Annotated in this window: 10 protein-coding genes, 1 pseudogene and 1 riboswitch; of the genes and pseudogenes, 3 read left to right on the plus strand and 8 right to left on the minus strand. The window is 65.9% G+C overall.

The genetic code is table 11. From position 1 onward, the window contains the following. Positions 1-250 precede the first annotated feature (250 nt). Positions 251-685, plus strand: a complete 435-nt coding sequence (locus GPT34_RS17770; protein ID WP_363357058.1) for a GspH/FimT family protein — start codon at positions 251-253, stop codon at positions 683-685. Here the strand turns inward: GPT34_RS17770 and nrdR are convergent. From nrdR to GPT34_RS15720, 3 genes are all read right to left on the minus strand, one after another. Then, entirely contained in the window at positions 682-1131 is a 450-nt protein-coding gene (gene nrdR / locus GPT34_RS15710) for a transcriptional regulator NrdR (protein WP_291014435.1), read from the minus strand. The genes GPT34_RS17770 and nrdR overlap by 4 nt on opposite strands. Before the next feature lie 161 nt (positions 1132-1292). Continuing rightward, complete coding sequence (glyA, locus tag GPT34_RS15715; RefSeq protein WP_291014437.1) at positions 1293-2537, minus strand: serine hydroxymethyltransferase; 1245 nt, start codon at positions 2535-2537, stop codon at positions 1293-1295. Positions 2538-2587: 50 nt separating this feature from the next. Continuing rightward, positions 2588-2761: riboswitch (ZMP/ZTP riboswitch) on the minus strand. A 74-nt stretch (positions 2762-2835) separates the two neighbouring features. Continuing rightward, positions 2836-3666, minus strand: coding sequence for a lytic transglycosylase domain-containing protein (locus GPT34_RS15720; RefSeq protein WP_291014463.1), 831 nt, complete (start codon positions 3664-3666; stop codon positions 2836-2838). A 771-nt stretch (positions 3667-4437) separates the two neighbouring features. Here GPT34_RS15720 and GPT34_RS15725 point away from each other — a divergent pair. Further along, positions 4438-8139: a DUF748 domain-containing protein gene (locus GPT34_RS15725; protein WP_291014440.1), complete on the plus strand. Its 3702-nt coding sequence runs from the start codon at positions 4438-4440 to the stop codon at positions 8137-8139. A gap of 144 nt (positions 8140-8283) precedes the next feature. Continuing rightward, the gene (locus GPT34_RS15730; protein ID WP_291014444.1) at positions 8284-10980 is read left to right on the plus strand and encodes a DUF349 domain-containing protein; all 2697 of its coding nucleotides are present in this window, start codon (positions 8284-8286) and stop codon (positions 10978-10980) included. A gap of 19 nt (positions 10981-10999) precedes the next feature. On the opposite strand, the gene GPT34_RS15735 is transcribed toward GPT34_RS15730, so the two are convergent. The 5 genes and pseudogenes from GPT34_RS15735 to GPT34_RS15755 form a co-directional block, all read right to left on the minus strand. Further along, positions 11000-11872 (minus strand): zinc-dependent peptidase, encoded by an 873-nt coding sequence (locus GPT34_RS15735; protein ID WP_291014446.1) that lies wholly within the window; start codon positions 11870-11872, stop codon positions 11000-11002. Positions 11873-11918: 46 nt separating this feature from the next. Next, positions 11919-12758: a UDP-2,3-diacylglucosamine diphosphatase gene (locus GPT34_RS15740; RefSeq protein WP_291014448.1), complete on the minus strand. Its 840-nt coding sequence runs from the start codon at positions 12756-12758 to the stop codon at positions 11919-11921. A 29-nt stretch (positions 12759-12787) separates the two neighbouring features. Further along, positions 12788-13294, minus strand: a complete 507-nt coding sequence (locus GPT34_RS15745) for a peptidylprolyl isomerase (RefSeq protein ID WP_291014451.1) — start codon at positions 13292-13294, stop codon at positions 12788-12790. A gap of 4 nt (positions 13295-13298) precedes the next feature. Then, positions 13299-13817: a peptidylprolyl isomerase gene (locus tag GPT34_RS15750; protein ID WP_291014465.1), complete on the minus strand. Its 519-nt coding sequence runs from the start codon at positions 13815-13817 to the stop codon at positions 13299-13301. A 71-nt stretch (positions 13818-13888) separates the two neighbouring features. After that, a pseudogene (locus GPT34_RS15755) lies at positions 13889-14137 on the minus strand (hypothetical protein); the annotation flags it as partial.

Genomic DNA, 14137 nt, shown 5'->3' on the forward strand with positions numbered 1-14137 from the left:
GTCGATTCCGAGGGACAGGCGGTTGAATCGAGCGGATATCCGCTGACGTACCACGTTTGGTAGATGAATCTTTCCTGGGCGACCGTTAAAAAGTAGTCAAAGGAAGCAATCGGAGGTGGTCAGATGAACAAACGGAAAAATATGGGCCTGACCCTGGTCGAGCTCTTGCTTTCGGGGGGCGTTGATAGGCGTGCTGGCTGCGCTTTCTGCTACCAGCTTCACGCAGCTCTCATACGAAACGCGGCTGTCAATGTTGAGCAACCAATTTTTGTCCGATCTGGCAGGCGCCCGTTCCGAGGCGATCAAGCGGGGGACAAGGGTTGTGCTTCGTAAGGCATCAAATGGCACCTTTTGTGTCAGTTCTGGGGGGAACCAGGGATGGCTGGTCTTTGAGGATCAAAACAACAATGGGGCCAGGGACGCAACCGAACGTCTCGTCTCGCAACTGGGTGCCCAGCCGGCGGGATGGACAATCAGGGGGGCATTCACGGGCGCGCACTTTGTGTCATATCACCCCAGTGGGCGGACCATGTTGCCTTCAGGGGCATTGCAGGCGGGGACGCAGACGATTTGCCGGGCGAGCCATTCCCCACACCGTTGGCGTGCAGGTTGTCATTACCAATGCAGGAAGGCCGCGCACGCAGCGTACCCAGCTAACGCAGTGCGGCTAGGCGCGCTGTTTTAGCGCCGCACTTCATCCACCAATGCCCGGAAGTCATCAATGTCCTCAAAGCTGCGGTAGACGCTGGCGAAGCGGATGTAAGCCACTTTGTCCAGCTTCTTGAGCTCGCGCATCACCATTTCGCCCAGGCGTGTGGCGGGTACCTCGCGGGCCCCTAGGTTCATCAGCTTTTCTTCGATGCGTTCAATGGCCGTATCGACTTGTTCGGTGCTGACGGGTCGCTTTCGCAAGGCCAACGTGAATGACGCTCGCAGCTTGCCGGGCACGTAGTCCACCCGCCTGCCGTCCTTTTTGACCACAGCGGGAAACGTCACATCGGGGCGCTCATAGGTGGTGAAACGCTTTTCACAGTGACCGCATTGGCGCCGCCGACGCACAAAGTCGGCCTCCTCCGAGACGCGGGTCTCGACCACCTGGGTTTCCAGATGACCGCAAAACGGGCATTTCATCGGCTAAAACCTCCGCTTGGCGCAATAGATCCCCACGGCGTGGGGAACATCGCGACGGCCGCCGGGCCACCCCAAGGCAGACCCAGCCCCCTCGGGGGGGCAGCGACCCGCGAAGCGGCGGAGCCGCGAGTCGCATCTGCAGGATGCGGTTCGCGAGGGGGTCACTTGTAGACTGGAAAACGCACCGTCAGCGCGTTGACCTTGGCGCGCACCGCGTCGATGTTGGCCGGGTCGCGCGGGTTGTCAAGCACATCGGCGATCAGGTGGGCGGTGGCGCGGGCTTCCTCGTCTTTGAAGCCGCGGGTGGTCATGGCCGGTGTGCCGATGCGCACGCCGCTGGTCACCATGGGCTTTTCCGGGTCGTTCGGGATGGCGTTCTTGTTGATCGTCATGTGGGCGCTGCCCAGCACGGCCTCGGCTTCCTTGCCTGTGATGCCCTTGGCCCGCAGGTCGACCAGCATGACGTGGCTTTCGGTGCGTCCGCTGACGATGCGCAGTCCGCGCTCGGTCAGGGTTTCGGCGACGATGCGCGCATTGGTCAGCACCTGCTGCTGGTAGGCCTTGAAGCCGGGCTGGAGAGCTTCCTTGAACGCCACCGCCTTGGCCGCGATCACGTGCATCAGCGGGCCGCCTTGCAGGCCGGGGAAGATGGCGCTGTTGATGGCTTTTTCGTGTTGCGCCTTCATCAGGATGATGCCGCCGCGCGGGCCGCGCAGGCTCTTGTGGGTGGTGGAGGTGACCACGTCGGCGTGTGGCACTGGGTTGGGGTAGACGCCGGCGGCGATCAGACCGGCGTAGTGCGCCATGTCGACCAGAAAGATTGCGCCCACGTCCTTGGCCACCTTGGCAAACCGCTCGAAATCGATGCGCAGGCTGTAGGCCGACGCGCCGGCGATGATGAGTTTGGGCTTGGTCTCGTGGGCTTTCCTCTCCATGGCGTCGTAGTCGATGGCCTCATTGGCGTCCAGGCCATAGCTCACCACGTTGAACCACTTGCCACTCATGTTCAGCGGCATGCCGTGGGTGAGGTGGCCGCCCTCGGCCAGGCTCATGCCCATGATGGTGTCGCCCGGCTTGAGGAAAGCGAGGAACACGGCTTCGTTGGCCGAGGCGCCGCAATGCGGTTGCACGTTGGCGGCGTCGGCGCCAAAGATCTGCTTGGCACGGTCAATCGCCAGTTGCTCGGCCACGTCCACATGCTCACAGCCACCGTAGTAACGGCGACCGGGATAGCCCTCGGCGTACTTGTTGGTGAGCTGGGTGCCCTGGGCCGCCATGACGGCGGGAGAGGCATAGTTTTCGCTGGCAATCAGCTCGATGTGGTGTTCCTGGCGTTCGTTCTCGGCCTGGATGGCGGCAAACAGCTCGGGGTCGGTCTGCTCGATGAGGATGTTGCGGTCGTACATGCTGACGGTTTTCGGTGGCGTGAAACCCTGGGCGCGCTCGGATGCGCGGCAGGGGCTGCCCAGGCGAACGGCTGAACGCTCACGAAACAAGGCATCGGAGCGGCGCGCTTCCCAGTGGTTGTCCCTGCGACGCGCCGAGGGCGGGTCGCGAGGGGGGCCACGTCAACACCCAGTACCTCAGCAGTCGCCAAGGGGGGTGTCTATCGCCAGTTGCGCACTGTGTGAGTTTATCCGACAGGGCGCGAAACCGCCGCCCCGGCAGAGGGCGCAGAGTGGCCCAGTCGGCTTCAGGCCTGGCTCAGGACTGGAACAGCGGCGACTGCGTTGGCGCGGCCGGCTGTCTGGGGGCCTCGGCCTCGATCGCCGGGTCGTTGGGCGTGGGCTTGGCTTCGGTTTCAGCTGGGGCGCTGACCGGAACGGTCGTGAACTTGGGGAAGGTCACCGGCATGGGCTTGCCCAGCGCCACGCTCTGGATGCGCAGGTGCTCGGCCATCACGCGGTTCACGTACCAGCTACCGTCGGTGGTCACCGCGCCCACGTAAAGGCGCAAGCCGCCTTCAATCGAGCCGGCGCGGCGAATGCAGTCCTGCAGCACCTTCACGCCCACCCGCAGGTTGGTGACCGGATCGAAGGCTGCGAGCTGACCGCCGAAATCATCGTACTTGTCGGTGTGTACGCGCGTCATCACCTGCATCAGGCCCTGGGCGCCAACGGGGCTCTGGGCGAACGGGTTGAAGCGCGATTCGATGGCCATGATGGCCAGGATCAACGTCGGATCCAGCTTGGCTTTTTCGCCAATCTCGAAAGCCTCGGCCACCAGTGCACCCACGGGCTCAGGGGCCACGCGGTACTTGCGGCTCAGCCAGAAGGCCACCTTGGCCTGCTGCTTGGGCAGTTCATGAGGCAGGGCCGCGGTGACGCGATCGACCGCTGTGGGTTCGGCTTCCAATGTCAGCGCGCTGGGGTTGGCCGCTTCTTCGGCGGCGGCCACGGCTTCCTGGCGGTCCATCAGCCAGCCGAGCAGCTTTTGCTCGCCGGCAACGCGCCATTCGGTGTTGAGGCTGAGGGTGACCAGGCCGACCACCAGCACAGTGCCCAGCAGGGCCACGCTGTTGTGGGTGACAGCCATGAAGCCTTGGTAAGTGTCGACCACGGTGGCACGAGCCGCGCTCAACACGGAGCGCCTTCGTTCACGCAGGGCAGTGGGCAAGTTGATCATCGATGTTTCTCCTGGGGGGCCGGCGGACGCGATGTCCACTGGGCAGATGCAGAACGACCTCTTGGTGGTCAGAGGGTGCCGCAGGGTTCCGCGGCGGGATTGGGGTTTACCCGCAATCACTGGTGGCCGAATGTTAGGGTCGGCCAAATACGAAGTCAATGATTTGAACGACGTTCAAAACAACCAGTAGGTATATAGAAGCCATCCAGATGACCTTGAAACGGAGTTCTCTAGCGCGGGCCCCAGCAACGGCGCGGCCTGCCAGCGCATCCCGGCGCCGCCGCCGCCTGTCGCCTCCTAGACACCGTTGACGTGGCAAAAAGCCCGAAGCCCTGCGCTTGAATGGATGCGCGTTTTGTGATTGGAATTCCCCATCGACCGGCCCCGGGCCAAGGCTTGTGGGTCGGGCGCATGCGGCGTATTCTGTGAGTGCGGGTCGTGATGACTTGCATCGTCGGTCAACAGGCGAAAGCCACGTTCGCCGGCAAACTTAGGGCGCAATACCTTGCGCCCCGGTTGGGGGGACATCCAACTCTCTCCGCCGACCCCCGATGGCAAGAGCAGTTTGCCCGCCATCAACCCCGGTGGGTTCAGCCTGCCGGGGTTTCTTGTTTCTGGGGCTCGTGGGTCAGGTATGGGCCTCGGTTGGCTGACCTGCCGCGGTTCGGCGACACTGCAGCCATGACCGTTTCGCCTTCGCCAGCCGCAGCGACACATGCCCGCCCAGCCCTGCACCGCTGGGGGCGGCGCGCGCTGATCGCCATCGCCAGCCTGCTCGGGCTGTGGCTGGTGACCTGGCTGGGCATGCCCCATCTGCTCAAGTGGCAGCTGCAGAAACAGGGCACAGCCCAGTTGGGGCGCACGGTCACGGTCGATCGCGTGGACTTCCGTCCCTGGTCGCTGGAGCTGACCCTGCTCGGGCTGCGGGTGGCCGACGCCAGCGGTGCGGGTGACCAGTTCCGACTCAAGCGTCTCTATATAGATGCCGAGCTGCAGTCCTTGTTGCGGCTGGCGCCGGTGGTGGACGCGATTGCCATCGAACAGCCGCAGGTTTCCCTTCGGCATCTGGGCGAAGGGCGCTACGACATCGACGACATCCTGCAGCGGCTGGCCCGACCCGAACCGGCCGAGCCCAGCCAACCCCTGCGCTTTGCACTGTTCAACATCGCGGTCACCGAAGGGGAGTTGCTGTTCGTCGACGACCCGGTGGGCGCCAGCCACCGGCTGGACAAGCTGAACCTGCACGTACCGTTTCTGAGCAACTTGGCCTCGCGCCGCGAAGTGTTCACGCAGCCACAACTCGCGTTTGAGCTCAATGGCAGCCCCTTTGCCTCGCGCGCCAGCACGACCCCTTTTGCCGAGAGTCAACAAACCCAGGCTAGTCTGGATATCCCATCGCTGGACCTGGCGCCCTACCTGCCGTATTGGCCGGCCGCTTGGCCGGTGCGCCCCACGGCAGGCGTGCTGCAGCTGGCCATGACGCTGTCGTTCGAGCAGCGCGAACAGCCCCAGGTAGTGCTCGCGGGCAGCACCGCGCTCACCGGTTTGCGGATGGTTCAGAGAGGCTCGGGCGCGCCGGCGGCCGACCTTCTGGCGTGGGATCGGCTGGCGGTGGTGTTGAACCGGGTCGAACCGCTGGCGCAGCGGGTGGACATCGCCTCCGTGGAGCTCAGCGGGCCGGCGGTGCGGGTGGTGAGAGACGAGGCTGGCCGGATCAACCTGCAGACCGTGGCTGACGGCTGGGTCCGTGCGCTCCAGCCTCAGGCGGCGGAGGCCCAGCCGGCGCCCTCAGGCCCAGCCTTGCCCGCCTGGAGCGTCCAGGTGGGGGAGGTGCTGGTCCAGGACGGGCGGGTGCACTGGGCAGACGCCGCGGTGGAACCCGCTGCGGCGCTGGCGCTGGATCAGTTGCGCGTGGCGGTGAAGACGATCACCTGGCCGGTGCAGGCGGCGATGCCGTTTGAAATCACCGCGCTGCTTGGTACCGCATCGCTCAGCGTGCGGGGCAGCGCCACCGATGCGCTGGCGTCGGCGCAGATTGCGTTGGGGGACCTGCCACTGTCGACCGTGGCGCCGTACCTGGCCCAGTCCCTAGTGCCGCCCCTGAGCGGCCGGGTGGGGGCTGATGCGTCGCTTCGCTGGCAAGCCGCGCAGGGAGAACAGCCGCCGGCGCTGGTGGTGGATGCCGAGCGGGTGGAGCTCAACGACCTGTTGCTGGGCGCCGCCCGGTCACCGCTGGCGGGCCTGAAGCAGCTGCTTGTGATCGGTGCGACGATCGATCTGGCCGCGCAAACGGTGAAGGTCGGCGCGCTGGCGCTGGACGGGCCGCGTCTGGACGTGGTGCGCGAGCCCGACGGCCGCTTTTCGCCACAAGCCTGGTTCCCCGCCTCATCAGACGCGGCGACGCCGAGCGCTGGGGGCGCTGCTGTTGCCAAGCCCTGGGCGCTGCGCATTGCCGATCTGGGTGTGAAAAATGGCGACATTGGCTGGGAAGACCGGCAGCTGGTCCGCCCAGCCGCCCTGCGGTTCAACGGCGTGCAATTGCAGTTGAAAGACGTGCAGCCGCTGGCGAGAGAGCAGCCGTTCATGCCGGTCAACCTGAAGCTGCGGATGGCGCCAGCACAGGCAGCCCAGGGCGATCCGGGGCGGCTGGATGTGCAAGGCACGCTGCGCCTGCCGGCGCTCGACAACCCACGCGACCCGGGCCTGCAGCTCAAAGGCCAAGTGCAGGCCGAGCGTTTGCCGGTGCACGCGCTGGAACCCTATTTTGGTGACCAGCTCAACCTGGAGTTGCTGCGGGCCGACGCCAGCTACCGCGGCTCGCTCACCTTCGCCCTGCCGCCGCAAGGTCTGGCGCTGGCGCTGGCTGGTGATGTGGCGGTGGAAGACTTTCGCGCCAACACTTTGTCGCCCAGCGAGGATTTGCTGGCCTGGAAGGTGCTGAACCTGCGCCAGATGGCGCTCGATCTGGTGCCAGACCAGCCGATGCGCCTGGCGGTGGGGGAAGCCGCCCTGAGCGACTACTTCGCTCGCATCGTCGTGGCGGCCGATGGGCGTATCAACCTGCAAACCCTGGTGAAAGCCAGCGAGTCGGACAGCGCCGCGCCCACCAACAGCGTGTCGGCGACCGTCACCCCGACCGACACGGCCACGGTCGCTCCCGTGTCGAGTGGTCTGGCGCCCGACATCCGCTTTGGGCCGATCAGCCTGGTCAATGGCCGAGTGTTCTTCTCCGACCGCTTTATCAAGCCCAACTACTCGGCCAACCTCAGCGAGCTCACCGGCGGCATCGGCGCCTTTGCCAGCACCGAATCCGCCGTTGGCGGTACACCGCAGCTGGCCGATCTGACGCTCAGGGGGCTCGCCGAAGGCACGGCGCAGCTGGATATTAGCGGCCGACTCAATCCGCTGGCCCGACCGCTGGCGCTCGACATCCAGGGCAAGGTGCGCGATCTGGAGCTGCCGCCGCTCTCGCCTTACAGCGTGAAGTACGCAGGCTACGGCATCGACCGTGGCAAGCTCAGCGTGGACGTGAACTACCGCATCCAGCCCGACGGGCAGCTCACCGCCAGCAACCAGATCACCTTGAACCAGCTCAGCTTTAGCGACCGCGTGGACGGCAGCGACGCGCCCAACCTCCCAGTCAAGCTCGCGGTGGCCTTGTTGGCCGATCGCCGCGGCGTGATCGACATCAACCTTCCGGTCAGCGGCTCGATCAACGACCCTCAGTTCCGCATCGGATCCATCATCTTCAAGCTGATCTTCAACCTGATCGGAAAGGCCATCACGGCACCGTTCTCCCTGCTTGCTAGTGCGCTGGGCGGAGGCGATAACGAATTGAGCCGGGTCGACTTTGCGCCCGGGCGCGCGGTGCTCGCCGACGAAGGGCGCAAGCGCCTGGATGCGGTGGCCAAGGCGCTGGGCGAACGGCCGGCCTTGTTGCTCACGGTGGTGGGCCACAGCGACCTGGAGGCCGAGCGTGCCGCCTACCAGCGCGCCCAGCTCGACCAGCGGGTCCTGGCGGAAAAGCGCCGCCGGCTGGCACGCGATAGCGCCTTGATCACCAGCACGCTGGTGGTGACACCAGCCGAGTACCCGGCACTGCTGCAGGAGGTTTACCGCCGCGCCGACATTCCCAAGCCGCGCAATGTGATCGGCATCGCCAAAGACATTCCTCAGGCGGACATGGAAGCCTTGTTGCTGGCCGCTCAACCTGTCACAGCCGATGCCTTGCGCCAGCTCGCTGTGGCGCGCGGCGTCGCGGTGAAAGACTACCTGGCCAGCCGCGAGCTGCCCGAGGATCGCATGTTCCTGGGCGCGCCGGTGCTCAAGCGGCCTGATGACAAGTGGCAGCCGCAGGCCGAGCTCAAGCTCGCACCGCGCTAGCCGTGGACCGCGAGCGGCGCAGCCACCCTAGGTGGCAAGCGCAAAGGCGGCGACAATACCCGTTGGGACTGCGCTGTGGCGGCGCGGGCCATGTCTCGTCTGCAGGGCCCAGCCCTGCACCCCTGGTTTTTTGTACCCACTGTTATGTCGCTGTTTTCCTCGCGCAAGTCGCCTCCTCAGTCCAACGCGCCCGATTCCTCCGCGAATCCGCCGGCAGCGGCGAAGCCGGCTGGCAGCCATCCACTCGATGCGCTCACCGGCGGCGCATTTTCCGCGCCCACATCGGGCGAACGCGCCGCCCGCCTGCGAGAGTGGCTGGCCACCGAGCCAGCGCTGGAGCAGATGAACGAGGTGTTCAAGGAAATGTCGCACCGCGATCGCGGCGCGGCCAAGCCGCTGAAGGAAAAACTCGACGAGCTCAAGCGCCAGAAGTCGCAGGAGCAGATCGCAGCCGAATGGGCCGATAAGGCGCAAGCCCTGCTGGACCACAAGCGCATGAACCTGGCGGACGCCCTGGCCTGGCAGCGCGATGCGGCGAGGGCTGGCGCACCGCTGTCGCGCGAGCCGTTGGCCACGCTCAAGCAGTCGCTGGCCGAGCGCATCAAGGCGATCGAAGACCTGCAACACCGGGTCCAGGTCGAGCGCGAGGCGGCGGTGCTGCTGGCCCAGCGCATCGAAGTGCTGTCCACCAAGTCCTGGCGCGAAGCCCAGCGCAGCGCAGACACCTTGCGCGCCGACGTCACGCACTGGCAGCAGCAGGCCGACAGCTTGCAGAACGACACGCAATGGCCATGTGTGGAAACCAAGTTTCCGCCCATGGTCGAGGCTTCCCGTCAGCAACTCGGACTGGTCTGGGAAGCCTTTGAGGCGGCACTGGCGCAGGCGGTGGCAGCCGATGCGGATGCGGCCGTACCCTTGCCCGCCGTGCCGGTTTGGGCGGACGAGCTGCGTGTGGCGCGCGGTGAACCCGCCGCTGCCGCTGCGGATAAGCAGGCGCTCAATTCCCAGGCTCAGCAGGAGCGGCGCGACCGCGTGGCCAGCGAGCTCGACAAGCTGCTGGGCGTGTTGGAGCGTGAGCTGGCCGAAGGGCATGGCAAAGCCACGCCGAAGGCCGCAGCCGATGTGCGCAACCTGCTCAAGAGCCAGGGCAAGTGGATTGCGCCGGCGCTAGAAGCACGGGCCCACGCAGCGATGTCCCAGGCCGGCGAGCTGGAAGGTTGGCAGCGCTGGCGTGCCGATCAGCTGCGCGAAGAGCTGGTGGCCAAGGCCGAAGCGCTTCTCCAGGCGCCGGAGGGCCAGCGCCTGGGCGGGCGCAAGTTGCAGGAAACCCTGCGCACCCTGCGCGAGCAGTGGAAGACCACCGACCAGGGCGGACAGCCGAATCATGCCCTTTGGAAACGGTTCGACGAAGCCTGCAACGAGGCGCATAAGCAGGTTGAGGTCTGGCTGACCCAAGTTCGGCAACAGGCCGACCAACACAAGACGCAGCGCCTCGCGTTGATCGAAGAACTCAAGACCTGGACCACCGCGCACGCTGAGCACAGCGACTGGAAACACCAGATGCGCGAGCTGCACACGTTTTCCGAGCGCTGGCGCCAGGCCGGTCACCTGAGTGAGAAAGCTTTTGCTGAATTGCAGCCGCTGTGGAAAGACGCGATGCACGCCGCGCACGGCCCGTTGGAAAAGGCTCAGGCCACCAGCCTGGCATCGCGTCGGGCATTGATCGAGGAGGCACAAGCCCTGGGAGTGGCGCCGCAGCTGCGCATCGACGCTGTCAAGGCGCTGCAGGCGCGCTGGCAGGCCGAGGCGCAGGCGGTGCCGCTGGACCGCAAGCAGGAGCAAAAGCTCTGGGACGCTTTCCGCGATCCGATCGATGCGGCCTTTGCCCGCAAGAGCAGCGAGCGCGAGAAAGTGTCGGCTTCACTGAGCGCGCACGACCAGCGGGTGCTCGATGCCTCGCGTGCGCTGGACGAGGCCAGCGCCAAGGGCGACGCACAACAGATTCGCGCCGCCATGGCCGCGCTGGAAGCAGCGCTGTCCGGTCAGGCCGAAGCCGCACGCGCGGCACCGGCCAGCGCACCTGCGCCAGCCGCGGAGGCGGTTGAAGAAAGGCCTGCGTCTGGCGACGAAGCCCCAACACCAGCTGTTGAAGCCAATCCTGAAGCGGCGGGTGAAGAGGCTGCCGAAGCTGCGTCCGCGCCGGTCAGCAAGCCCGCACCCGCACCGAAAAAAGTGGTGGCGGTGCGCGGTGACGATCGCCCGGGCATGAAGAAAGCCGAGCCGGCTGGGCGCGACGCGCGCCGAGGCGACCGGCCGGGCCAGCGTCGTGACGCTGGGGCAGGTGGCTGGCGCGATTCGCGCGAGGACCGCGAGCCGCGTGGCCCGCGCCTGGGCGATGCGGCCTTTCGTGCCCAGCGCCAGGCCCTTGAAGTGGCTCAGGCCAGCCTGCGCAAACTTGCCGAACAGGCGCATGGTGAGGTGCTGACCCAGCTCATGGCCGCCTGGGAGCAGCGCGATCCGCAGCAGTTGCCGAACGCGCAAGCACTCGGAGGTCGGCTCAGCCCGGCGACGCGAGGCCAGTGGGTGGCGGCGCTGTCCAAACCGGCAGCCGCGATACCAGGCGATGCCCTTTTGCGCCTGGAAATGGCGGCCGAGGTGCCGAGTCCGGCCGATGCACTGAGCGAGCGACGCATGCTGCAGTTGCAGTTGCTGACGCGGCGCAACGATCCCGGCCCCGCGCAGACGTGGGGCGAGGATGTGGCTCGGGTGCTGGCGGGGGGGTTCGACGTGGCGCTTGCGCGGCGTTTGCAGCAGGTGCTCAAGGCGTTGCTGCGTCGCTGAACGCCTCGCCCGTGCTGCGTCAGCGGCCCGGGCGGAAGAAGCCGTCGTACAGCGGCATCAGCGCCGGGAATTCGATGTCAAAGCGCTGGCGGTTGACGAAGTAGGCCTCGCAGGTCACCGCAAAAAACTCGGCCGGGTGGGTGGCCGCGTAGGGATCGAGCCAGGGCGCTTCGCCGCCAAAGCGTTCGGCCATGGACACAGCCTCGCAGAAGGCATCAAAGGACGGCTTCATCACTGCCTGCCAGCGCGTCCGCGCCTCGCTCTCGGTATGAGTGCCGAGGAAGCCAGGTGGCAGCGGCGGGGCGCCGGCGGGATGTTGACCGAGCTCGATGCCGCGCATGTCCATCTTGTGCACAAATTCGTGGATGACGACGTTGTGGCCCGCCTCGGCACCCCCATCGGCCTGCGCCACCGCCTCCCAGCTCAGCATGATCGGCCCTCGGTCCATCGCCTCACCCGCCAGCACCTCCCGGTAGCGGTGCACCACACCGGCGCCGTCGGTCACCTCGCGCTGTGCCACCGCCGCACCGGGTTGCACCACGATGCCCACAAAGTCCTCGTACCAGTCCAGCGCGCGCAACGCATCGCCGTCGGGAGATCTGCGCACGCCGCCGAGATGCAGCAGCGGCAGGCAGGCTTGGGCGGCGATCGCGAGGGCGATGGTGTCTGTGATCACAAACTCATGCGCACCATGAAACTCTTTCTCCGCGAGAAAGTGGGTGCAGAGCTGCCGCAGCCGGGCTTGCTCGCTCGCGCTCAAGCTTTGCAAAAAGCGGTGTTGGGCCAACGTCTTGCGCCACAGCGGCAAGGGAATCGGCGTGGGCGAGCGCCAGCGACGCGGCAGCCAAGCCTGGGCAAACGGAGGCAGCCTGATGGTGAAGGCAGAGCTCATGAGGGTGGGCGGCAAAGACCGCTGGGAGCAGAGTCGGTCAAACCGCTCACATGGTGGCCAGATCGACCCGGTTCAAGCCCTGATCGCTCAACCGCAGCAGATCGGCGCGCGGCGGCCGGGCGGCCAGATCCCAGTCGCTGAGCACCACGCGCTGCAGGGGCGCGCCGGCGCGCGAACCCAGCACATGGGTGGCGGGCCGGTGGGTGTGGCCGTGGATCAGGGTGGTGGCATCGGCTTGCTGCAGCCACTGCCGTGCGGTGGCGGCGTCGACATCGGCCCAGAGCGCGGGGTCTTGCCCTTGCTCGGTCTTGCGTGCCTCGCTGCGCGCGCGCAGTTCGCGCGCCAGCGCTTCGCGCTCGGCCAGCGGACGGTTCAGAAACGCCTGTTGCCACCCTGGGCTGCGCACTTCAGCCCGGAAGGCTTGGTAGTCCACGTCGGCCACACACAGCGCGTCGCCGTGGCTGAGCAGCCAGCGCTGCTCATGCAGCACGAGGACCGTCGGGTCTGACAGGCCGACCATGCCGGCGGCTTTCAGGGCCGCCGGGCCAAGCAGGAAGTCCCGGTTGCCCGCCATGAAGTGGGTGGGCGTGTGGCGGGCGTATTCGTGCAGCAGGCGCATGCATTCGCGCTGAAATTGCCGCTCCGGATGTTCATCGTCGTCCGGGTGGGGCAGCAGCGCGTCGTCGCCGATCCAGACCTCGAACAGGTCGCCGAGGATGAACAAGGCGCTGGCACGGGTCGCGGGCGGGCGCAACAGATGGCGCCGCCAGCCAGCGAAGGTGGCCTGGTCGCTGGCTTGCAGGTGCAGGTCAGAAAAAAAATCGACCGCTTGCCAGTGCGCGGGAGCGCGCAACTCGGCGAAGCGGTCGGTTGCCTGGTCAGGCATCAGGGTGGCGCCAGTGGCGCCCCGCGCCGTCAGACGGCCACGGCCTTTTCGATCACCACGTCGTCCTTGGGAACATCGTCGTGGAAACCCTTGCGCCCCGTCGGGACGCCTTCGATCTTTTTCACGATGTCGGTGCCGTCAACCACCTTGCCAAAAACGGCATAGCCCCAGCCCTGGGCACTGGGAGCGGTATGGTTGAGGAAGCCGTTGTTGGACACGTTGATGAAGAACTGGGCGCTGGCCGAGTGCGGGTCGCTGGTGCGCGCCATCGCGACCGTGTACAGCTCGTTCTTCAGGCCGTTGTTGGCTTCGTTGTTGATCGGCGCATCGGTGGGCTTTTGCGTCATGCCTGGTTCGAATCCGCCGCCTTGCACCATGAAGCCGGGTATGACGCGGTGGAACACCGTGTTGTCGTAGTGACCCTTGTTCACGTAGGCGAGGAAGTTGGCGGTCGACAGCGGCGCTTTTTCGGCGTCGAGTTCGAGCGTGATGACGCCATGCTGGGCAATGTGCAGTTCTACTTTCGGATTGGCCATGGGTTCATTTCTCCAGTGTGGCTTTGAGGATGGTGACGGGAGTCTTGGGCACGTTCTGGTGCGGGCCTTGGTTCCCCACCGCGACGCCCTTGATTTTTTCGACCACGTCCATGCCGCTGGTGACCTTGCCAAACACCGCATAGCCGTGCCCGTCGGGACTCGGGGCGTTGAGGGCATTGTTGTTCACCAGGTTGATGAAAAACTGGGCCGTGGCCGAATTGGGGTTGGGTGTGCGCGCCATGGCAATGGTGCCACGGTCGTTTTTCAGGCCGTTATTGGCTTCGAGTGGAATCGGTGCCCGTGTGGGCTTTTGCTGCAGGTCGGCGGTGAAGCCGCCACCCTGGATCATGAAGCCGTCGATCACCCGGTGAAACACCGTGCCGTCGTAGTGTTTGTCGCGCACGTACTGCAGGAAATTCTCGACCGACTTGGGCGCCTTGTCGGCATACAACTCCAGCACGATGTCGCCAGCCGAGGTGGCCAACCTGACTTTGGCGACGTCGCCGCTGGCCTGTGCCGCCATCGGCAAGCCAAGAGCGAGCAGGGCGCTGGCAGCGGTCAGGACGACGCGCCGAGACCAGGAAAAAGCATGCATCACACGGGTCCTTCGTAGAAGATTTTCCATTGGGCGTTTTCGCGGATCCAGTACTGGCGCTTGGTCGTGCCGCGTCGGGCACCTTCGGCCACTTCGCCAAAGGTGACCACCATGGTTTCGTCCTGGTCACGCCATTGCAGCAACGACAGGTCCTTGATCTGTAACTCTCGTGAGCCCTTGGACTTGACCTCGTTCTCGACGCGCGGCCACCAGTCGGCCAGCTTCTGTCCCTGGTTGTCGAAGCGATC

Source organism: Hydrogenophaga sp., from assembly GCF_011390835.1.
Taxonomy (GTDB): Bacteria; Pseudomonadota; Gammaproteobacteria; order Burkholderiales; family Burkholderiaceae_C; genus Hydrogenophaga.